A 21,186-nucleotide genomic window follows, 5' to 3' on the forward strand; every position below is an offset into this window, starting at 1 on the left:
CTCCTCGATTTTCTAGATTTGGGCTCCAACAAAGCTCAAGCTTTAGGTCGGCACATTGGTGGCATTTGAAGAAACGGAATTCGCCGAGCCGTTGTGGTTGTGACTGGTCTCCGTGTTGCTGCCCGGCACCGGTTTTGGCGGCCCGCTCAATAACTCGATGAATCCCTGCACGGCCACGTAAAACACCGGCACGAAGAAAATCGCCAGGAAGGTGGAGGTGATCATCCCTCCGAAAACAGCGGTGCCCAGCGCCTGCCGACTGGCAGCTCCAGCACCGGTGGCTCGAACCAACGGTACCACACCCAGGATAAATGCAATCGAGGTCATCAAAATTGGCCGGAAACGCAATCGGGCGGCTTCCACAGCGGCTTGCCGAATCGATCGACCAGCGAGGCGCAATTCCCGAGCGAACTCAACGATCAAGATCGCATTCTTACTCGCCAGAGCAATGATCAGCACCACCCCGATCTGCGTATAGATATTGTTGTCCAGACCGCGGATCTGAACCCCGGCCACGACCCCCAGCAGGCCTAATGGTACAACTAGAATCACAGCCAGCGGCAGCAACCAGCTTTCGTACTGTGCGGCCAGAACCAAATAAACCAGCAACACGGCCAGTCCGAAGACCAGGACTTCCTCGCCGCTGACGCGTTTTTCCTGGAAGGCGATGGATGTCCATTCGAATCCCATGGAGGGCGGCAGAGTTTCCTTCGCGGCGGCTTCCATTGCGTTCAAACCTTGACCAGAGCTAAAACCCGGCTTTGTGGCTCCGCTAATGGTGGCCGTCGGGTAGAGATTGTATCGGGTCAAAGCCAGTGGTCCCACCCGGCTCTCGACAGTCATCAGAGTACCCAGTGGTACGCGACCGCCCGAGCGATTCCGGACTTCCAGCCGCCGTAAAAGTGTCGGGTCGGAGCGATATTGGGCATCGGCCTGAACCCGCACCTGATAGGTACGATCGAACTTGTTGAAATCGTTGACGTAAATCGATCCCAGGTTCGCTTGCAGCGCCGCAAAAACGTCGCTTAGGAGAACTCCCATTTTTTCGACTTTCACTCGGTCGATGTTCAGGTAAACCTGGGGAACACCGGCGCGGAACGTTGAACGGATGGCCGGGGGAGGAGCAATCTCCGGGTGACGAATAGCGGCATCAATCACCGCTTGGGTACGCTCCTGCAAAGTTTCTAAGCCCACGCCTTCCCGATCTTCAATTTTCATTTCGAAGCCGCCCGAGAAACCGAGACCTTGAATTGACGGCGGAACGATTACGAAAATAAACGCTTCCTGAATCCCGAAGAACTCCATTTGCAGGGCCTGAACTAACGCCTGCTGTTGCATTTCCGGGGTAGTTCGCAATGCCCAGTCGGTCCAGGTGACGAATGCCGTAGCCCCGTTAGGAGCCGCCGTGCCGTCGAGCAAGGACGTACCGCCGAGCACGAACCAGTTTTCGAGTGCTCCTTTTTCCCGATAACGGGCACAGACTTTGTTGATGCGCTCGGCGACTTCATTTGTGCGGTCTAAGGAGGCCCCATCTGGTAACTGCACGGCGATAATCGCGTAACCTTCATCTTCCGTCGGCAGGAACCCCGTGGGTAGGGTTTGATACCACCAGCCGGTAAAACCGACCAAGCCCACAAAAACTATCAGGGCTAGCCACCAGACCCGAAGCATTATGCGGATACTCCAGGCGTAAGCTCCTTCGATCGGTCTGTAAAAAAAATCGAAGACCTTCGAGAAGATCCCGCGCTTGGCCGGCTTCAGCCACAGCGCACACTGGGCAGGTTTCAAGGAAAGGGCATTAATGGCACTAATCAGGGCCGTCGCGGCAATCGTTAGTGCGAACTGCCTATACATCTGCCCGGTAATACCGCTAAGAAACGCGGTGGGGACGAACACGGCCATCAACACGAAGGTAATCGCAATCACCGGGCCGGTCACCTCGTTCATAGCCTTGATGGTCGCTTCTCGAGGAGCTTCGCCCATTTCAATGTGATGGCTGGCGTTTTCGACGATCACAATGGCATCGTCCACCACGATTCCGATAGCCAGAATCAAGGCGAAAAGCGTTAGAAGGTTAATCGAGAAGCCGAAGATGTAAAGGAAGGAAAACGCCCCAATAATTGTCACCGGAACCGTTGTGGCGGGAACCAATAACGCTCGCCAATTCTGAAGGAAAACGAGAATCACAATCAGGACGAGAACACCCGCTTCGATCAAAGTTCCATAAACGTTTTTGATGGCCGCGCTGACGAATTTCGTGGTGTCGAATGGAATGTCATACATCAATCCCTCCGGCAGCGACGGAGCGATTTTCTTCATGGTTTCCCGAACCCGATAGGCGACGTCGTTGGCATTCGAGCCGGGCAGCTGAAAGACGAGCAAGTTGGCGGCGTGAAAGCCCGACTTCGTCTCAAAGGTATCGTAACTTTGCGAACCGAGTTCGACCCGCGCTATGTCGCGCAGATAGACGATCTGACCGTTGGTCCCCGATTTGACAACGATTCCCTCGAATTCCGAAGCCTCCGATAATCGCCCCAGAGTGGTAACCGTTAATTGAAACGATTGACCGGTGGGATTAGGCGGCTGGCCGATCTGGCCGGCAGCCACTTGGACGTTCTGACGAGAAAGAGCCGCCGACACATCCTGCGTCGTCAATTGTCGGGAGGCCATCTTGTCGGGGTCGAGCCAGACTCGCATGGCGTAGTTGCCAGCTCCTTTGATCTGAACATCGCCGACCCCTTTGACGCGGCTGAGTTCATCGCGAAGTTTTAAGTTAGCGTAATTCGACAGGAAGATCGGATCGAATTTCCCACTCTCGGAAGTAAGCGAAATCACCAGAAGAATATTCGAAGATTGCTTGTTAACGATGATGCCTTGTCGCTTCACTTCATCGGGCAGGTTGGGCTGGGCTACGCTCAGACGATTTTGCACGAGAACCTGGGCGGCATCGATGTTCGTGCCGATTTCAAAAGTAATCGTCAACGAATAAGAGCCATCCGAAGAACTGGTGGAGGACATGTACATCATGTTCTCCACGCCGTTGATTTGCTGTTCGATGGGAGCGGCCACGGTATCGGCGACCACTTTGGCATTAGCGCCGGGATAGGTTGTGCTGACCACCACTGTTGGCGGCGTGATGGAGGGATACCGTTCGACGGGTAGCCGTTGCAGTGCCACAACCCCGAACAAGATTGTCAGGATGGCAATCACGTTCGCAAAAATCGGGCGATCGATAAAGAATCTTGAGATCATGGGTTGCCTTACAGATTATGCGTTCGGGCTTGTTCTTAATCCGCGAGCCTTCTGATTTTCCAATTCCGTTATTTCGTGGGTGGTCTGAGATCCCAAATGTCCGGCGTCACCGGGGCTCCGGGACGAGCTTTTTGAAGTCCTTTAACAATAACCACATCGCCCGCAGCCAAACCCTTGGTAATTGCAACAATGGAACGGGCCGAAACGGTCGTGGGAGCCGGTTCCGGCGGCGGTCCTTTGGCTGCGGGCGGCGGGGCGGCGCCTTCCGGCGGCGGTCCGGCGGGTTTTGGATTCGACTGATGAAGAACCCATTCGGTGGGAGCGGTCGAACCGGCTTCTTTGGCACGCCAAACACCCGTACCCAATGTGACCGTGCGTTTCTGAACCATATTGTCTTTGTCCACCACGTAGACAAATTTGCCTTCCTGCCCCGTCATCAACGCATCTTCGGGAATGACCAGTTGTTCCTTCTTGGATCCGATGGGGACGCGAACGCGAACGAATAGACCGGGATAGAGCAATCGGATATTTCGCGGTTTCACAAAGGGATTTTGAAGTTTACCGCGAATGCGAATGGTTCCCGTCCCGGTATCCACGCGGTTTTCCTGGAAATCAATAATACCCGCATGAGGAAAGCCATCTTCCGAGGCCAGGCCCACCTCCACCGGAAATTTGGTGGTGTTCGGGTTTGCGGCGACCTGCTCCTGCAATCCCTTCTGATACTCGATGAAATCTCGCTCCGGAGCATCGAAGTACACATACAACGGGTCGAGACTGACAATACTTGTCAGAAGCGTGGCATCGGTCTGGCCAACCAGGTTTCCGGCCGTGACCAACGTTCGGCTGATCCGCCCGTTAATCGGAGACTTGATCAGTGTGTACTCGAGTTGCAGCTTGGCCGTATCCCGGGAAGCTTCCGCGGCCGCTTTCGATGCTATGGCGGAATCGAGTTGCGCTTTGTTGGAATCGAGAGTGGCCAGGGATTTATCGACATCGCTCTTGGAAATTGCCCCACCGCTCATGAGTTTACTGGTTCGGTCGTAATCCGCCTGCGCGGCCACAATTTGGGCTTTGGCATTGGCAATATCGGCCACGGATTTAGAAATGTCCGCTTCACTTTTCGCCAGAGACGCCTTGTATTCCCGCTGATCGATGAGGTAGAGCTTGTCCCCCGTCGAGACTTCCGCCCCTTCCTTGAAGTAGACCTCCATCAGGACGCCCTTCACCCGGGCGCGAATCTCCACGCTTTCGATGGCTTCGAGGTAGCCGTTGTATTCGTTGAAACTTTGAACCGGAAACAGCACCGGCTTCGAGACCGTTACCAGTGGCGGAGGAGGGGCGCCTTGCTGACCGGCCGGTTTCTGCGTACAGCCGAAGGGTAGGATCACCAGGGCGATCGCAAAAATTCGGTAAATCGGAAGCTTAGGCATCATTCGAGAAGACATGGCAACTACCTCCATCCCGGACGAAAAGGAAGATAGGGTTGATTACATTTAATAGATATGTTATATTCATGACCGACCGGTCAGTCAATAGTGGTTATCATTACGAGTCCGTTTCAAGATACGATTTGAACTCCCCAACCGCGAAGTGCATAGACGGAGTCCCCTCGACGAGAGTGGGTTCACTGCGGTAAGAATTTCCCTGAGCGGATTGGGGAATCGTATTGGAAATACTTGTGAAACCGGCCTCCGGGAATCGGCAAATGTCGTAATCCTTTGAACTCGCTCGCAATTTTGGAGCCAACATGAAACAACTCTCGGCCCGGCGCGGCAGGCCGAAAGATTCGGCTTTAATCGAACGACGGCGCGATTCGATTCTCGCGGCCGCTTCCCGGATTTTTGCCGCCAAGGGTTACCCCGACACAGATATCCAGGAGATCGCCGACCGGAGTGGCGTGGCCAAGGGGACCGTATATCTCTATTTCTCGAGCAAGGAAGAACTGTTTCTGGCCACCGTCGATAGGGCCATGCGCAGCTTAAGCGAGCGAATCAGCGCGGCAACCGAAGCGATCGAAGACCCCATTGATCGACTGGAAATGGGCGTAAAAACCTACTTCGCACACTTTCGGGAGAATCCGGCTCACGCTGAGTTGTTGATCATCGAAAGAGCCGAATATCGCGATCGAAAGACGCCGACTTATATCGAACACAAACGCGTTAACTGCACCCGCTGGGAACCCATTTACGAGAGCCTGATCGAAATGGGACGAATTCGGCAGATGCCCGTCGACCGCATCATCCGGGTGACTTCCGATCTGATGTACGGCACAATGTTCACTGATCATTTTTTAGAGAAAAAACGCACGCCGGAAGAGCAGGCCACGGACGTTCTGGATGTGGTTTTTCATGGTATTTTGACGCCGGCCGAATGCCGGCGCCGAAAGCTTCGCGGCGCGTAATACCCTTACTTCGCGGCCTTCCTCTGGTTCTCCAAAAACGGCCCAAACTGCTCGTAATAGGCTTTGTGATCGCCGCCATGATCGGCCTGCGGCATGATCACCACTTTCTTGCTGCCCGGAATCTGATTGCAGGCCGCGATCGCCCCTTCGGGCGGACAGACCGTATCGACGAGTCCGATGCCAATCAGGGCAGGGCACTTGATATTTTTCGCGAAGTTGACGACATCGAAATACCGCGATGCCTCCAGCATCTTCTTCTCGTCTTTCTTCTGCCAGGTCCGGCTCGCCCAATTTGGCCAACCGGGAGCACGGCCCGCCGCCTTACCTGTATGATCGCAACCGGCGGGGACATTCGCGGCCACCGCCGTGACGGCCGGGTGAAAGCCTGCCGTGACCAGAGCCTGATATCCTCCCTGACTTCCACCCTGGACGACCAGAGTTTTCTTGTTCCAATCGGGACTTTGGGTCAGATAATCGACGGCCCGCCAGCAACTCAGAAACATCGGCAAGAAATAGCTCGTATTGCGGTCGTCGTTGCCGATGCCCGGGTAATCGTTCAGCTCTTTATTCGATTTCTGCTTATAAAACTCTTCCTTTTCATCGATCGGTAGATCGTGGGCCGAGATATTCAGAACCAGCCAGCCGTTTCGCGCGTAACCGAGAATCCAATCTTTCTGCAAGGGATACACTCCCGCCCATTGCACCTGCAAAAGTGCGGGCAGGTTGGTTTTTCCCGTGGGTTTCGCTAATTGACCATGAATCTTGATGCCTCGGATATTATCCAGCGTGATCTTGTAATACTCAACGTTCTTGTCGCCGACATCGACTCGCTCCAACTGAGCATTCATTCCAATGTTGTTCAGCTGATCGATCTGATCCTTCCAAAATTTCTCGAAGTCTTCCGGCGGGGGAGAGGACGCTTTGATCTTTTCCGGCGCGAAAACGGCGCCGCCTAACGCACTCAATTCTTTGCCGCCGTCCTTGGGCTTGTATTTCACGGTCAGTAGTAGCGTTCCGGGATCATCCCGCATGGAGAGAATCTTTGCTTCTCCTTGGTTCAGTTCGACGGTTCCAGAAGTCAGTTTAGTCAAACCCCCCTTGGTAACTGTGTAGTCGATTGAGCCCTCAAGTGGCTTATCCCCCTCTTTGAGGGAAACCTTCCAGGTGACTTTCTGTCCGAGTTCATAGATTCCCGATTTCTGATCGGGGCTGACCTTCAACTGCGGTGCGGCCTGCAGTCCAAAATTCAAAGCCAATAGCCAAAGACATGCGGAGAGTCGGATTAGCATGGAACTTACCCATTGGAATGGCGGTTGATGACAAAACAGATTTTAAACAAGGCAGAAGGAATTATCCAGCAGTCGTTTTTTGTTAGCGTGGAAGTTTGGACTCAGACTATAGGCATCATATGAAAGCTGGAATAAGTTAGAGGAGTTACCATGCATTCCTGGCAGTTCATGCTGAATATTTTCCTGGCCATCCTTTTTGGAGCCGCAATTGGCTTCGAGCGCCAGTGGCGGCATCACACGGCCGGGTTGCGCACGAATACTCTCGTCTCACTCGGTGCGGCCATGTTCGTCTCCCTGTCGTTGCTGATGGACGACAAGGCCAGCCCGACCCGGATCGCTTCCTACATCGTCAGCGGCCTGGGATTTCTCGGTGGCGGCGTGATTCTCCGCGACGGCATGAACGTCAAAGGCATCAACACCGCAGCCACCATCTGGTGTACTGGAGCGATTGGTACACTCTCCGGGGCGGGATTTCTGATCGAGGCTCTGACCGGAACAATAGCAATTTTGTTTGTAAATATCGGACTGCGCCCGGTGGTGGCGAAGATTGAAACACGCCGTCGCATTGCCCCCGATGTGGAGACCTATTATCGCGTTCGCATTCGGTGTAAGGGGCATCACGAAGCGGTTGTGCGTATGATCCTGCTTCGCCATGTGGGAGCGAACGAACGGATGAGCATTCTGAGCCTGGCAACAGACGAGTCGGAGAAAGATGGTCCGATGGTCGTCGCCGAAATTTATGCGGTCGAACGAAACGATCGTTTCATGGAAGATATTATTGCCCGAGTGAGCATTGAACCGGATGTGCTGGGCGCCAGCTGGGAGAAGGTGCAGACGTGATCTCGCCGGGAAGCGGCGAGTATTCATGTCTCTTCGATTTCCTTAACCTGTGATCTGGTATTGTCTTGGGTGGTACTGGCCACTTGCCAGTGCGTATTCAAATTAATTTGATCACTGATGCGTAGTTAAGAACGATTTCCGACTTTGAGATTGCCATGTTTCTGGATTGTGATCGTGGGCTTTCAAACATCCTTCGCAATTGCGGGAAAAATTGCCCTTTTTTTCTTTAATCGGACGTGTAAGCGAGGGCAGATGAGTTGCGCTGCCTATCTTCGTTAGCCCGACGCGTAAGCGAGGGCAATAATAAATAATATTCCATCTCCGCGAACCGACTATACAAAGAAAGTTTGTGTACATTATTTATACAAAACAATTCCATTCATTGTTCATGGACCTATATATACTCACTGCCCTCGCCAACGCTTCGGGTCAAACAAGACGGCGTCCAAAGCTTTCAAAATTGCCCCTCACAATCACGGTCGACAAGGCATTATCATGTGGCTAAACTGAAATACCCAGATCTTGTTTTAGCCTCAATCAACGACTGTTTTCCCATTGCGAATTCAACATCGCCGGCTTTTGACATTGAAACAGCGAGAACAACAGATTCTCTATCAAAGCGGACGATGACACAAACCTCCTCTACTGAAACGGAGTCGTTAAAAGTGAATGTTGCCAGTTGGTTCACGACGCACCTCCACCAGTTGATAAAATAATAGAATGCGATTGCGGCGAGCTTATCAAAGTCACTTCCACATACCCACATACTGGATTTGATACTTGGGTGCAGGAAGATGACCCTTCTGGGCTCCCCCACAACCCACCTTGCCCGAGAGCCTCCAACGGTTTAAGCTTTAGCGTGCGTTCCATCCAGAACGCATTCCTCACATCGTATCCCTCATTTCCCCGCTACCTGCCATGACCCAGCCAAGAAAAAAACGAAAAATTCAGTACTTCGTACCACTCGACAAAATCACCGAACGGGCCGCCGAGTGGATCTGGAAGCCCTGGCTGCCGATCGGCAAACTATGCCTGCTCGACGGCGATCCCGGACAAGGTAAATCGCTTGTTACGCTCGATCTGGCTGCCCGAATTTCTCAAGGTCGATCTTTTCCCGATCGGCAACGAAACGCCCTCGGCCCCGCCAATGTGCTACTCATTTGCTGCGAAGATAACTTGCGAGATACCGTGTTGCCGCGCTTGCAATCTTTGGGGGCGGATCTCTCGAGAATCTTCAGCTATCAGTCGAACTCGACGAAGTCGATCCCTAACGCGCTCCCAAAATTTCCCAGAGATTTCCGCAAGCTGGAGTCGACTCTGCGCCGTACCAAGGCGAGACTCGTCATCGTCGACCCGCTTCTTCCATTTCTCAGCGCTTCCACGAATGGCATCACTCAACAATCGGTTCGTAAAGTCCTGGGGCCGCTGGCGAGGATGGCCGAGCGTCTTCAAGTGACATTCCTCTTCGTCCGATTATTAAACAAAACCAACGGAAAAACAGCGATCTATCGAGGTTCGGGCAGTATGAGCATTCTTTCCAGCATGCGCAGTGCCCTGCTTATTGGCCGGCATCCCCACAATCCGGAGAAGAGGATTTTGGCTCCGGTGAAAAACAACCTCACCGCCGAAGCGCAAGGACTACAGTTTGTGCTGCAGAGCAAAGCGGAGGCCGTGAACGTGAAGTGGGAGGGGAAGGTGAATATTCGAGCCAACGAACTGATTGGAGATTTCAAAAGCCTGCCTCCCACCGAATGGCTGCGCGGCTTCCTCAGCGATAAACATTTCCAGAGCAAGAAGGTCTACGAGGCCGGTCTGAAAGCCGGCTATTCCAGCGCTACACTGGAACGGGCCAAAGCGACTCTGGGCATAAAATCCAAGGCCAAAAGGCATGCCAACGGCCGCATTGTCTGGTACTGGCTGCCTCCGGGCGAGAAGGATTTTCCGTGGGAGGAGATCTGTGAACTCGGTTTTGAGCACAATCCTCATGATTGATCAAAATGCCGTTAATTCCCGAGAAATAGTCAAAGGTCATCAAATTCGCGTTTTCCACTATGTGAAAAATGATGATCTGATGACCTTTAAGGAGAAACCACTGCAAAAACGAGAAATAGCGAGTGGTAGGGATTGGTAGTAAATGTGAGAGTCGATTGAACAAAGACTCTGTTTTGAGTCGGGTAAAGTGTGAAAAGGGCGATTGGTTACTTCAGTTAGAGGCCTAGATTCCTCGTTTGCGGCCGAACACCAGGGAGAAGATCAGGAGGACAATAAATATGAAAAAGAGTATGCGGGCAATCTCTTCAGCTCCGCTGGCAATGCCTCCGAAACCGAAAATAGCGGCAATGATTGCGACAATAAAGAAACCGATGGCGTAACGAAGCATAAGCGACCTTTCTTAATAGGGAATAACATTCTACTCAAACTTCCAAATGAGGTGGCTCGTATAAGTGTCCGATCAGTCGATTGCCCGTGGGTGCCGGGCAAAGGAAACGAGTGGGTTGGGGGAGAGGACTCAGTGCAATCAAGAAATCGAGCAAAGGAATTATTGAGAGGAGTTTTCCTCTCTTATTATGAGAATATCACCGTTGCTCGGGGAGAGCAATGGCTTCGAAATCTATCAGGATGGCTACTGTCCTACGTGTGTCATGATGCTTTAGCGGATGCGGGGCCGAAAGACAGTTACTTCTTCTTTTCCGGAACGTAGACCACTTTGCCCGATTTGAGCCGATAAGCCGTACCGAGGCGTTCCCCTTCACCGGTAAGCTGGTTGTTCGTCATTCGCAACGTTTCCACTTCTTTCCCCTGTTGGGTTACGATCTCCATATCGGGCTCACCAGGATTCTTCACAGGCGTGCCGGAGGCTTCCGAATTCCGAGTCACCGTCCAGGTAGCTAACAGCACCGCCACGGCGAAGACCAGCCAGACATCGAATAGATTCAGAAGTCCCGCTGCCGGATCGTCTTCTTCCAGTTCCCACTTTCGTTTTTTACGCATGGTCGGGCTTCTCGGGATAGAGTCGATTCAGAATGTACTCGAGATTGTCTAGATCCCGACTGGCCCAGGAACGACGAACCAAGCCGATGCCATAGGAGATACAACTTGTGACCAAACCCACTACGGTGGCGGCGAAGGCGACCACTAAATTCGAAGAAAGCTGTTGGACATTACCAGAGCTCAAGCCAGTCAGAGCCGGACCCAATGGAATGAGTGTTCCGAGCAAACCCAACATCGGACTAACGCGAGTAAGAAAAGAGAGTTTAGCGATGACATCCGCCGTGTCGCTTTCGAGATCTGAGAGACGCTTTCGTAGAACATCGGCGGAAGCGGGTCGTGTCGGGAGTCCTCGAATGAGAGCAGCGATTAAAGGATTTCGCGCCGACTGGAGTTGCTTCCATACATCGGAGAGTTCCAATTGCGGTTCGTCGCAGGCCAGAACAAGGTTTTTCAATGGCCGCTGGTGTCGAGCGCGTATGGCCCAGTCTCTTAAAAATGTGCCAGACAGAACGAGCACACCGGCAAGACAAATGAGAACCGCTAGTAAGACGGGTATGAGCAAGGCTCCGGAGATGACGGACATTACCTCCGTGATCGATGCAACGGTTTTATCCATTACAGGTTTCCCTCGAGCGTCGCATAGCACCCGCCAGAATCAAGAGGATAACCACTCCGCCGACACTGAGTCTCAACCAACTCGGGTTAACGCTTACAGGAGCCGCATTCGTTTCAGCCATTTCATTACCGCTCACGCTGGCATTATTTTCCGAAGGGGCTGCGCTGGCGCCGGCGACATCATTTGGAGGCTGGGTCGATTTCGCGATAGCCGTCTGGTAAGCCGTTTTGATAGGGGCTTCATTCGGAGCATTCAGAAGGGTGCTGACCTCGGTTTGCAATTTCAGATTACCTCCGGTAGCCAGTCCGGCACTATCGCCATGTTTAGCTACGCTTTGAGCATATTCCAGAGCGAGTTCATGTCGGGTAGCCTCGTCCGCTTTCCAATCCCCTTTCCGGGCGGCTTCCAGCAGCGTGGCCAGAATTTCCTGCCGAGCGAAAGGATTCTCTTTATCCATCCAGTCCTTCAAATGAAGCCCATGTTTGTCTTTGGCATAAACAGCATGAATTTCTTTCCAAAGTTCTTGCGACACGGCTCCTTTACGGGTGGCTTCCCAACCGGAGGTATTTCGAACCACCTCCACCATCATCCCAGCGCCGGAGTAGCCGTTTTCCATCATACCCTTGATCCATTTAGGATTGAGCATAGTGACGTACGCTTCCGTGGTCAGCACTTCATCGAAGTCGCGGACTTTGGGATTGCCACGAACATCATTAAAGAGAAGTTTGGGTTGTTTACCCGTGGTGGATTCGATCGCCAGACTCAATCCTCCGGCGTACTCGTACACATGGTGGTTGGTCAACGGTCCTGTCATATTCGAAGTCCAGGTGCGTAGTATGAGTTCCGTTCCTTTCATGGCGTCATCGTACAGACCGGGAACACTTTCGCCCCAGGCATCGCCAGTGAAGGCGTAGGACATGTTCTGTTTATAAATCTCAGCGATTTCCTTGCGATCGTCCCAGGCGCCGGTCTTGGGAACCAGATAGAGAATATTCGTCCCATGAGATCCCGGTTTGGCTCCGAACAAGCGGGCGGGAGCATAAAGTTTCACTTTATCGGGAGCGATACCTCGTTTGGTTAACTCGGCGGCCTTTTCCTGAGTGCCCGTTCGAACAAAATTGTCCGGTTCGTTTAGTTCAGATACTAAACGAATCGCCTTATCGATCAGTTTTACTCGGGAGGTGAAGGTGTCTCGCATGCTGCCGCCGAGTGCCAGGAAGACATCGATGCGCGGGCGCTTGAGTTCATCCCTCGGGATGATTTCGACATTCACTGCGAGATTGTTGTGATCCCAGACAGGCCGAACTCCCATCAGAAATAAAGCTTGCGATTCGGTGACGCCGTAATCGCGAATGGTTTCATGGCCGTTGAGATCGAGAGCGACCTTGCGAAGGTTGGGACGGTCTTTCAATAATTGTTCGACAAGTTGAACGCCGACTTCCCAGGCCTGTTTCGTCGGCAATTCCTCGGGGTTCAGGGCGTAGAGGTTGCGACCGGTCGGGATCGCGCTCGGATTACGGACTGGATCGGATCCGGGACCTGGGGAAACGAACGTTCCTTCGAGTGCTCTCAGGATGTTTTCGACTTCTTTGCCGCTCTGCTTGAATTGTTCTCGGAACTCAACGACTCGCCGCAACGTTTCGACAATTCGCTTGGGATCGCCGGGGGGAATTTTGGCTCCAGCTAATTTCAATACATCTTCGGGGGCGTATCCATCGGCGACGATCGACTTAACCATCGCTTCCAATTGGGGTCGAACCCATAGGGGGATATGTTCTGGTTCTTTTGCGACCTCGGCAGGCACGGGCAGTACCTTCCCCAGATCGTCCAGGTACTGCTGTCCCAGCATGCTGGTCAGAAACGGAATCAGATGTTTGGCTTCTGGCTCCTGGCCGAGCGTGTGCAATTTCACAGCAGTAACCGAAAGTTCTATCTGATGCAATTGAAAGGCAATCTGTTCGATTTCTTTGTCGGAGAGTTCCCCCGATTGACGCGAGAACGCCGCTTTGCGGGACGCCTCGGAAATGGTCTTTCGATACTTCTGCTTCAAAAGCCCTTCTTCCAATGCGGCGAATTTATCGATATCGTTGTGGAGATTTTGTAATTCCGGTGTCAGCCCCGTGGATTCCAGAGGCGGGGTCAGATGATCGACCGTGACGGCGTAGGCCCGTCGTTTGGCCATGATAGCCTCGGCGATATTATCGATGATCCAGGGGTATATATTGGGCAGGTTACCGAGACAGATGTCGCTGAAACTATCACCGGAGAGGCCATTAGCTTTACCTGGCAACAACAGTTCAGTGCCGTGCGTTCCAAAGTGCATCACGGCGTCGGCCTTAAATTCTTTCTGAAGCCACCAGTAGCAGGCGAGGTATTGGTGCGGTGGAGGGACATCCTTGGCGTGCAGTAATTTTTCATCGTTCTCCGGGCCACGAGCGGGCTGTGGCAGAAGAATCACGTTGCCTAAATCGATGCGCGGAAGCACGATCGATTTCCGGTCAGCGGTTGTCATTTGAGCGCCGGGTGCCGGTCCATAGGCCTTGGTGACTACACCCTGATTTGCATTACTCAGCGTGGCAAACCATTTGGAATATTCTGTAACTGGCCAGAGTACCGGTTTGCCGACTCGAATCAACTCGGCTAGATCTCCTCCGGCCCAGGTTCCGACATTGTGGCCATCTCGTTTCATCCATTCCAGAAGCTCCAGGGTGTCTTTGGGAAATTTCGTGAAAGTATAGCCGCGAGCTTTCATGGCCTTTAGAACGCGGAAAAGACTTTCCGGTCCGTCCAGGAACGCGCCGGTGGCGCTACCGCGACCGACATCGGATTTGCCGAGATATTTGTTGTAATAGATGATGGCGATTTTCTTTTCGGCATTCGGCTTCTTCCGAAGATTCAACCAGGACATAACACGCCCGGTTAACCGCTCCACACGATCGGGAATGGGTTCGTGTAATTTGAAACCGCCGACGTTCGCCTTCATAGCTCCGGTAACTACCGGATCGATAATTCCGTGCACTTCCTGAGTGAGAAAATGCAGGCCCACATCAGCCGGTAGCATTCCCTGAATTGAGGAATCCCATTCGGCCACGGTCGAGCGAAGCAACATCACATTCTTGATTATCGGGATGTCGAGTTGTTCCGCTCCGGTTTTTAAAGCAGTCGACGCGTGGTGATCGTCGATGATAAGGTCCGGTTTCCAGGCCTCCAGCAATTCTTGTTGTTTTCCGGTAGAGGATCCGCCGAAGAGCACAGCCACGTTTACTCCCCGTTTCTCGAGACTATTCACCAGGGCTTCGTAGACTTTCGTGTCGCCGGTCATCAGGAAGCCTTGTTGAACCAGAAGTGCCACCCGAGGATTGCCGAGTTGGAAGTGCGACGATTTCCCGGCCCATTGGAGGTAAGCCGGTACATCGGAGAAAAGATCGGAAGCGGCCGGGTGGTAGACTCCGAAATCGGGCACGATCACGGGAGGAAGAATCTCATCTTTGCCTTTCAGGTATTTGTTGCGGACGTAAGCCAGGAGCCTTTTAGTATTTTCAAGTCCGTTATATTTCCAGTACTTATAGATTTCCGGATCCTTATGCAGCAGACCGGCTTGTTCAAAACTCTTCTGCGTATCGCGCTGTGACAGAGAGAGTACAATAAGCCCCGGTCTGTTCTTCTTGGCTTCGGTAACCCGTTCCTTCAATTTCGCGGCCCCATCCGGCTTGAGGTTCAGCAGAAAAATAACGTCGGTCGTGGAAAGCTGATTGGTTGTCACCTGATCCGTATCTTCCGTAGTAACGAATTTCGCATTCATCCCTAAACTGGTGGCGGCCCGATCAAACATCGTTTCGCCGTAATCCCAACCGCCAATCACCAACAGGTTTTCACCGGCATAGACCGCGCTTGAGGAAAGGAGTAAACTGGTGAGCAGGGGCAGAAAGGAGAGTATAGATTTCACGTCCGGCGATCCAAGTTACGAGGATGAAACTACTTTAAATCGAAATCGATGGCAATGTTCTGAGGAGCTACTGGGACGCGAAGTTTGGAGGAACGGTTGGAATAGACCCCTTTGAGGTTGTCTGGCAGTGAGCCAGATTCGTCCATTGCAAGTCCCGGCTTCGGCCAACTGATTGTGACGATAAATTCACCAGCGGGCGAACCATCCTTCGGCGCATAACTGGTAAGTTGGTAGATTCCATTTTCATCCGCAATTCCTCCCGCCACAACCTCCGGTTTGGGATTGTCCCGAGGCAAAAAGCTGATCCTGGCATTTTGCATCACCGTCCCCTTGTATGTCCGCTTTCCTTCCACGGGATAGACGGGGGGATGATTTGGCCCTCCCGAACAGCCTAGGATCAGGAGGGGCAAACCCGAAAGAAACAACCCCCGAATTTCGCCAGCCATAAGTTTCACAGAACTTCTCACGTTGAGAATCAGGCAGGAGGTCGATCCGTCTCGAATGTTAATCCAAAGGGCCGGGAATATCGCCGTAGCGAGCGGTTAATAATGCGGCCATGGTAGAAAGCGAGATATTTTTCGTGAGAAATCGCACCGATCCATCTCCTAGACAGACTTGAGCTCCCCCCGTATGGAAGCTATACATCCCCCGGAAATTGCTGCAGTTGATTACGCAAGCGTCTCCGAGAGAGGAAGGAAAAGTTGATGCGTTCCACTGTTTCATTCCATCAGAACTGAAGATTCCCGCGCCGAAATTGTTGTTCTGAGCCCAGGCGCCAAACCCGTACGAAAGAGCGATATCGTTTGTAGGGTCATTCAGGCTGGCGCTGATGGCATAGGAGGGGAAGTTCGCAAAGCTGAGTTTGTTGCCACCGGCCACATACATCCAGGGCCGACCCCCCATTTCGGAAAAAAGGATCGTGTTAGAGAGACCATCGGTTGCACCGATTAGTGTGTAACGCTTGGGTTGGGAGGTTGCGGAATAGGATTGCTGAGGTCCTAGAATGCCACTCAAATCCGAGCTACCGGCTAGCGGTGTCGAACTGTCGAAGTGATTGAGAATGGCGAAGTAGGTGGCACTAGCACCCGATAGTGCATAATAGTCGACGCGGGCCGCGGTGAATTGCCAGCCACCGCCGACAGGGTTGTTGGTATCCGAGAATGAGGAGCTCGGGCAAATGGCCGTGAAAACGTCGGATGTCGGGTTGGAAGGGCATTCCGCTACGGGTAAACGCGTTGTGATTACGCTGTTAAGGGCCTGATGGTGCCAGGCATAGTTGTAGAGCGTACCACCTTGCGCGGTGCATGTAGCCGAATACTGACTGAATAGATTGCCTTGTTCAATGAATGGAAGGAGAGGGGTCGTCCAGCTCAGCTCATTCGACGAGCCGTAAAGTGTGGGCAGGTAACCGAAGGTGAGTTCATAGTTGTGGCAGGCCAAACCAAACTGCCGCATGTTACTCTGACATTTCATGCGAGCGGCGGACTCCCGAACTTTTTGCACCGCCGGGAGAAGTAGACCGATCAAAATGGCAATAATCGCGATCACTACCAGCAATTCGATGAGGGTAAAAGCCGCCGGTGGTACTCGTCGCTTATTTCTGGAAATCATCAATTACATCCTGAGATATAAAGAGTGAATGCTTATTATGTAGTTAAAAATAACTACAAAAATTCGGGATGGTCAGTAGGAGTATTATTCTTGCAGAGGAGAATTCATCTGGTTGTCATTGGTTATTCCCATTTCTAAAGTTATCCCTATCTAAAAATCGCATCAGAATTGCAGATTGAGCGCTTAAATGAAATTTTTTTGAAAATAAGTCGAAAACTTCGACAGCCGGAGCTTGTTCTCTCTGTTTTTAAGAGACTTTCCGGAGAGTAGTTCGTCCCGCAACCGATGCCTCCGAAGTCACGTTCGCGAGCTGGAACGGTTCAAAAATCGCAGTGAATCAACACATTGACAGTTCATAAGATGTCATTGCGTTGACATACGCCACAGAGATTTTTTTTGGTCCGGAGTTTCGAATATTATGAAACAGATCGTTGCTGCCTTAGTGCTAGTTTTCACCTCTACCGGGGTGCGGGCTCAGATTGGTGTGATATCGCCGATCGAAGCGAACAAGTTAATCGAAAATCCCGATCCAGCCAAACGACCATTGGTGATCGACACCCGAGGAGGCTACAAGGATTATTTCCGCGGACATCTTCCGACGGCACATCATCTCAACTTTGATACTCTTCGCGGCACCGATCACGGGGTTCCCGTTCAATATCTGCCGGATGATCTGACCAGGGCGCTTCTGGTGCGAGCAGGTGTGAATAAAAACCGGATGCACCTGATCTATGCCACGGGAGAAGAACTGCCGAACGATGAGATTCTGAGTGCGAGTATGGTGGCTTATGTACTGGAGAAATATGGTGTCCGAAACATCCAGATTGTAGATGGCGGACTCCCCGAATGGAAGAAACAGAAGCTACCCGTCACGCAGGAATACTTTGGGAATCCCAGTGGGACTTTACCTGAAACAATGAACCTGGGTATAGCCCTAAACATAGACGACGTGCTTTCGCGGAAGGGCAAGAAAGGCGTTGTACTGGTCGATGCCCGTCCAAAAAACGAGTATCTCGGAGAGGACGAGATCTGGCTTCGCAAAGGACACATCCCCGGGGCTATCAGTTTCCACTGGGCTCGCCTGATGGAAAAAGACAATACCCACAAATTCAAACCCTTCGAGCAAACCAAAGCCGCTCTCGAAGCGGCTGGCCTCACGGCTGACAAAGAAATTCTGGTATATTGTGGGACTTCGCGCGAAGGTAGTCTTTTGCGATTCTATCTGAAACACGTTGCCAAATATCCCAATGTCCGACTTTATGAAGGTTCCTGGAAAGAGTACGTTTCGCTGAAGCAATACCCAGCAGAACGAACTGAAAACAAAGCTCAATAAGGGTTATTTTTGTGCTGGTAGTTCTGCTGTTTTTTTCGGTCGGATTTGTTGCTTTTACCAATGGGGCCAATGCCAATTTCAAGGGAGTGGCCTCACTTTACGGAAGTAATACCACAACTCTCCGACGGGCACTCTATTGGGGAACGGCCACCACCTTTGCCGGCTCACTGGCGGCCGCTTTTCTGGCCGAGGGCATGCTGAAGAAATTCAGCGGTCGGGGTATAGTTCCCGATACACTTCTCGCTTCCCAGACGTTTCTAATCTCCGTAGCGCTGGGCGCTGCTCTTACTAGTTTTCTAGCCACGAAGTTAGGCTTCCCGGTTTCTACGACCCATGCTCTAGTAGGGGCGTTGCTGGGAGCGGGACTGGCGGGTAGCGGTAACGAAGTCAGCTTTCTCGCGGTGGCGCGAAATTTTTTCTATCCGCTCTTTTTCAGTCCCGCTGTAGCCATTGTGTTAGGGGCAGTTGTTTACCTGCTTCTCAAAACTTTGAGGTTAGCGCCTTCCCAACGGACCCGGACGTTAGATGTACTGCATTATTTGAGTACCGGAGCTGCGAGTTTTGCCCGAGGGTTGAACGATACCCCGAAAATGGTCGCGTTATTGCTCGCAGTGCCTGGTTTGGTAACGGACTGGGCCTTCATGGCGGTCGCCGTCTGTATTGCCCTCGGTGGATTACTTGATGCCGATCGTGTTGCTGAAACGCTTGGCAAAAAAGTGACGGATATGGATCCCGGTCAAGGATTCGCCGCAAGTTTGGTTACTGCCGGGCTGGTCGGCACGGCGAGTTCCCACAGTCTTCCTGTGAGTACCACACATGTCAGCGTTGGCTCCTTGATCGGGATAGGTATTATCAATCGCCAGGCGAAATGGCGGAAGATCTTCGAGATTCTTTCGGCCTGGCTGACTACCGTACCCTGTGGAGCAGCTTTGAGCGGATTAATCTACTGTCTGGCGAGTGCCTTTTAAGTCGGAGTGACGGATTCTAGATGGGAAAAATTTGTGGCAGCATGCGGCTGTAAAAACTCATTGATTCATGAACTCTTTGACGCATAAAAATGCGACTTAGCAAGCAAGCAATTCAGAGAACGAGAAGACTATACTTGTAGAATTACTCTGCGTCTCTCGAAAGAAAGCGGACTCCCGATTTCTCGAATTCCTTCCAAATGGGAGACCATCAGTGAAAAATGATCTAATCGGTTAGCTGCTGGTCGTCTTTTTCTCTGAAAGCGGTGGACTGCTTCACGCCCAGGTGATTAAAGTCAATGCGAGCCAAGTAGTCGGGAAGGTTTCTCCCCACCTGTTGGGTGCTTGCATCGAGGATGTGAACCACGAAATTTGTGGTGGCTTATGCCGCCGGTTATTCCGCGCAGGAAAAATTGGAGTTCCGTCTGGAAAGAAGGAGAAATGAGTTTCGCGTTTACTGCCAATTCCTTTACGATCATTCGCCGTCGGCAATAATATTTTTATGGCGAGGAATCATGCCAGGATCTCCTTCACTACCCGGCCGTGGATATCGGTTAGCCGATAATCCCTACCAGAGTTTCGATAGGTCAATTTCTCGTGATCGAGCCCCATCAAGTGCAGAATTGTGGCATGGAAATCGTGAACGTGAACGGGATCTTTAGCCACGTTAATACCGTACTCGTCCGATTCGCCGAAAGTGATTCCCGGTTTAACGCCTGCTCCGGCCAACCAGGAAGAGAAAACCCAATGATGGTGCTCCCGTCCTTTGGCATCGGCCGCGGAATTAAAAGGAGTGCGGCCAAATTCGGTCGTCCAGACAACCAGCGTATCCTGTAACAGGCCGCGCTGTTTAAGATCTTTGAGAAGGCCTGCAATCGCCCCATCGACATTCTTTGCCAAAGGGACATGCGTCATCATATCGCCGTGAGCATCCCAATTGTTGGAGGAACCCACATCGATGAGCTCTACGAAGCGAACCCCTCTTTCAATGAGTCGGCGGGCGGTAAGGCACTGCCAGGCAAAGCCTTTCGTGCTGCCACGCTCCAGTCCATAGAGTTTCAAGGTGGCATCGCTCTCTTTACTGAAATCGAACACTTCCGGCATTTCCGACTGCATTCCAAAAGCTGTCTCGAAGCTTCTCATGCGAGCCTCCAATAGAGGATCCTTCGGATGTGAATCGAGATGGCGCTGATTCATCTGTGCCAGAAGCCGGAGCTCCATTTCCTGCAGAGGAGCCGAAAGGGTGCGTCTTTTAATATTCGCTACCGGCTCTGCACCGGGAACCACCAGTGTACCCTGGTGGGAGCCGGGAAGAAAATCGCTTCCCCATACTTGGCCCCCCGCGTAGGGAGATTGCGGCGCAATGACTATGAACGAAGGAAGATTGCGATTTACCGTCCCAAGTCCATAGCTGATCCAGGATCCCATGCTGGGTCTGGCGAATGTGAAGGAACCGGTGTGCATGCCCAGTGTCGCTTCGTAGTGATTGGTGTGATCCGACTTCATGGAACGGATCACGCATAAATCGTCCACGCACTCAGCCATCTGGGGGAAGAGCTGGCTGACTTCGGTACCGCTTTTACCGTGCCTCTTGAAATCCCAATTCGGACGTTTCAGGAACATTTTAAAATCCCCTTTACGGCCCTGAAATTCATTCACCGGAATTGTTTTGGTAGCATCGGCGAAGAGCTTGGGTTTGGGATCCCAGGTATCGATATGCGATACACCGCCGCTCATATAGAGGAAGATGACTCTTTTCGCTTTGGCAGGAAAATGGCCCGGTTTCGGAGCCAGAGGATCCACGGAGGAGGAATTTCCCTCTTCCGCTAGCAGTCGAGCGACAATGCCGGGCATCAACATCGATCCGGCGATCATCGAGCGTAACGCGCCGCGACGGGTAGGATCACCTTTTGAATTCCAGTTCATGGTTGCCATCCGAAAT

At 52.3% G+C, this 21,186-nt stretch carries 16 protein-coding genes; 5 read left to right on the forward strand and 11 right to left on the reverse strand.

Going from position 1 to position 21,186, the window contains the following annotated elements; all coding sequences use genetic code 11:
- Positions 1-42: 42 nt before the first annotated feature.
- Together KIH39_RS04550 and KIH39_RS04555 are read right to left on the reverse strand one after the other, a co-directional pair.
- Positions 43-3,252 (reverse strand): efflux RND transporter permease subunit, encoded by a 3,210-nt coding sequence (locus KIH39_RS04550; protein ID WP_213498083.1) that lies wholly within the window; start codon positions 3,250-3,252, stop codon positions 43-45.
- 68 nt (positions 3,253-3,320) lie between these two features.
- Positions 3,321-4,697, reverse strand: coding sequence for an efflux RND transporter periplasmic adaptor subunit (locus KIH39_RS04555; protein WP_213498084.1), 1,377 nt, complete (start codon positions 4,695-4,697; stop codon positions 3,321-3,323).
- 302 nt (positions 4,698-4,999) lie between these two features.
- Between KIH39_RS04555 and KIH39_RS04560 the strand changes: the two genes are divergently transcribed.
- Positions 5,000-5,653 (forward strand): TetR/AcrR family transcriptional regulator, encoded by a 654-nt coding sequence (locus tag KIH39_RS04560; RefSeq protein WP_213498085.1) that lies wholly within the window; start codon positions 5,000-5,002, stop codon positions 5,651-5,653.
- Between the two features lie 5 nt (positions 5,654-5,658).
- On the opposite strand, the gene KIH39_RS04565 is transcribed toward KIH39_RS04560, so the two are convergent.
- Complete coding sequence (locus KIH39_RS04565; protein ID WP_213498086.1) at positions 5,659-6,942, reverse strand: acetylxylan esterase; 1,284 nt, start codon at positions 6,940-6,942, stop codon at positions 5,659-5,661.
- 150 nt (positions 6,943-7,092) lie between these two features.
- Between KIH39_RS04565 and KIH39_RS04570 the strand changes: the two genes are divergently transcribed.
- A complete protein-coding gene (locus KIH39_RS04570) occupies positions 7,093-7,782 on the forward strand; it encodes an MgtC/SapB family protein (RefSeq protein WP_213498087.1) in 690 nt (229 codons plus the stop codon).
- 493 nt (positions 7,783-8,275) lie between these two features.
- On the opposite strand, the gene KIH39_RS04575 is transcribed toward KIH39_RS04570, so the two are convergent.
- The gene (locus tag KIH39_RS04575; protein WP_213498088.1) at positions 8,276-8,470 is read right to left on the reverse strand and encodes a hypothetical protein; all 195 of its coding nucleotides are present in this window, start codon (positions 8,468-8,470) and stop codon (positions 8,276-8,278) included.
- A gap of 230 nt (positions 8,471-8,700) precedes the next feature.
- Here KIH39_RS04575 and KIH39_RS04580 point away from each other — a divergent pair, with 230 nt between their 5' ends.
- The gene (locus KIH39_RS04580; RefSeq protein WP_213498089.1) at positions 8,701-9,774 is read left to right on the forward strand and encodes an AAA family ATPase; all 1,074 of its coding nucleotides are present in this window, start codon (positions 8,701-8,703) and stop codon (positions 9,772-9,774) included.
- 223 nt (positions 9,775-9,997) lie between these two features.
- On the opposite strand, the gene KIH39_RS04585 is transcribed toward KIH39_RS04580, so the two are convergent.
- The 6 genes from KIH39_RS04585 to KIH39_RS04610 form a co-directional block, all read right to left on the reverse strand.
- Entirely contained in the window at positions 9,998-10,162 is a 165-nt protein-coding gene (locus tag KIH39_RS04585) for a DUF1328 domain-containing protein (RefSeq protein ID WP_213498090.1), read from the reverse strand.
- 296 nt (positions 10,163-10,458) lie between these two features.
- Positions 10,459-10,773, reverse strand: a complete 315-nt coding sequence (locus KIH39_RS04590) for a DUF2149 domain-containing protein (protein ID WP_213498091.1) — start codon at positions 10,771-10,773, stop codon at positions 10,459-10,461.
- Positions 10,766-11,389: a MotA/TolQ/ExbB proton channel family protein gene (locus KIH39_RS04595; RefSeq protein ID WP_246539522.1), complete on the reverse strand. Its 624-nt coding sequence runs from the start codon at positions 11,387-11,389 to the stop codon at positions 10,766-10,768. The genes KIH39_RS04590 and KIH39_RS04595 overlap by 8 nt, the downstream gene beginning before the upstream one ends.
- Entirely contained in the window at positions 11,382-15,335 is a 3,954-nt protein-coding gene (locus KIH39_RS04600; RefSeq protein WP_213498092.1) for a cobaltochelatase subunit CobN, read from the reverse strand. Before KIH39_RS04600 ends, KIH39_RS04595 begins: the two co-directional genes overlap by 8 nt.
- A 29-nt stretch (positions 15,336-15,364) precedes the next feature.
- Positions 15,365-15,781: a hypothetical protein gene (locus tag KIH39_RS04605; RefSeq protein ID WP_213498093.1), complete on the reverse strand. Its 417-nt coding sequence runs from the start codon at positions 15,779-15,781 to the stop codon at positions 15,365-15,367.
- A gap of 58 nt (positions 15,782-15,839) precedes the next feature.
- Entirely contained in the window at positions 15,840-16,946 is a 1,107-nt protein-coding gene (locus KIH39_RS04610) for a DUF1559 domain-containing protein (protein WP_213498094.1), read from the reverse strand.
- Positions 16,947-17,364: 418 nt separating this feature from the next.
- Between KIH39_RS04610 and KIH39_RS04615 the strand changes: the two genes are divergently transcribed.
- Together KIH39_RS04615 and KIH39_RS04620 are read left to right on the forward strand one after the other, a co-directional pair.
- Positions 17,365-18,279, forward strand: a complete 915-nt coding sequence (locus tag KIH39_RS04615; protein ID WP_213498095.1) for a sulfurtransferase — start codon at positions 17,365-17,367, stop codon at positions 18,277-18,279.
- Between the two features lie 11 nt (positions 18,280-18,290).
- Positions 18,291-19,247, forward strand: a complete 957-nt coding sequence (locus KIH39_RS04620) for an inorganic phosphate transporter (RefSeq protein WP_213498096.1) — start codon at positions 18,291-18,293, stop codon at positions 19,245-19,247.
- A gap of 510 nt (positions 19,248-19,757) precedes the next feature.
- Here KIH39_RS04620 and KIH39_RS04625 read toward each other — a convergent pair.
- Positions 19,758-21,170 carry a DUF1501 domain-containing protein gene (locus tag KIH39_RS04625; RefSeq protein WP_213498097.1) on the reverse strand — a complete coding sequence of 471 codons (1,413 nt, stop codon included), beginning with the start codon at positions 21,168-21,170 and terminating at the stop codon, positions 19,758-19,760.
- Positions 21,171-21,186 lie beyond the last annotated feature (16 nt).

The organism is Telmatocola sphagniphila (genome assembly GCF_018398935.1).
GTDB classification, from domain to species: Bacteria; Planctomycetota; Planctomycetia; order Gemmatales; family Gemmataceae; genus Telmatocola; species Telmatocola sphagniphila.

Bases quoted from the DNA above. Each gene is read 5' to 3' on its own strand.
- KIH39_RS04550 (WP_213498083.1), bottom strand. From the start codon at position 3,252: ATGATCTCAAGATTCTTTATCGATCGCCCGATTTTTGCGAACGTGATT.
- KIH39_RS04555 (WP_213498084.1), bottom strand. From the start codon at position 4,697: ATGTCTTCTCGAATGATGCCTAAGCTTCCGATTTACCGAATTTTTGCG.
- KIH39_RS04560 (WP_213498085.1), top strand. From the start codon at position 5,000: ATGAAACAACTCTCGGCCCGGCGCGGCAGGCCGAAAGATTCGGCTTTA.
- KIH39_RS04565 (WP_213498086.1), bottom strand. From the start codon at position 6,942: ATGCTAATCCGACTCTCCGCATGTCTTTGGCTATTGGCTTTGAATTTT.
- KIH39_RS04570 (WP_213498087.1), top strand. From the start codon at position 7,093: ATGCATTCCTGGCAGTTCATGCTGAATATTTTCCTGGCCATCCTTTTT.
- KIH39_RS04580 (WP_213498089.1), top strand. From the start codon at position 8,701: ATGACCCAGCCAAGAAAAAAACGAAAAATTCAGTACTTCGTACCACTC.
- KIH39_RS04585 (WP_213498090.1), bottom strand. From the start codon at position 10,162: ATGCTTCGTTACGCCATCGGTTTCTTTATTGTCGCAATCATTGCCGCT.
- KIH39_RS04590 (WP_213498091.1), bottom strand. From the start codon at position 10,773: ATGCGTAAAAAACGAAAGTGGGAACTGGAAGAAGACGATCCGGCAGCG.
- KIH39_RS04595 (WP_246539522.1), bottom strand. From the start codon at position 11,389: ATGGATAAAACCGTTGCATCGATCACGGAGGTAATGTCCGTCATCTCC.
- KIH39_RS04605 (WP_213498093.1), bottom strand. From the start codon at position 15,781: ATGGCTGGCGAAATTCGGGGGTTGTTTCTTTCGGGTTTGCCCCTCCTG.
- KIH39_RS04610 (WP_213498094.1), bottom strand. From the start codon at position 16,946: ATGATTTCCAGAAATAAGCGACGAGTACCACCGGCGGCTTTTACCCTC.
- KIH39_RS04615 (WP_213498095.1), top strand. From the start codon at position 17,365: ATGAAACAGATCGTTGCTGCCTTAGTGCTAGTTTTCACCTCTACCGGG.
- KIH39_RS04625 (WP_213498097.1), bottom strand. From the start codon at position 21,170: ATGAACTGGAATTCAAAAGGTGATCCTACCCGTCGCGGCGCGTTACGC.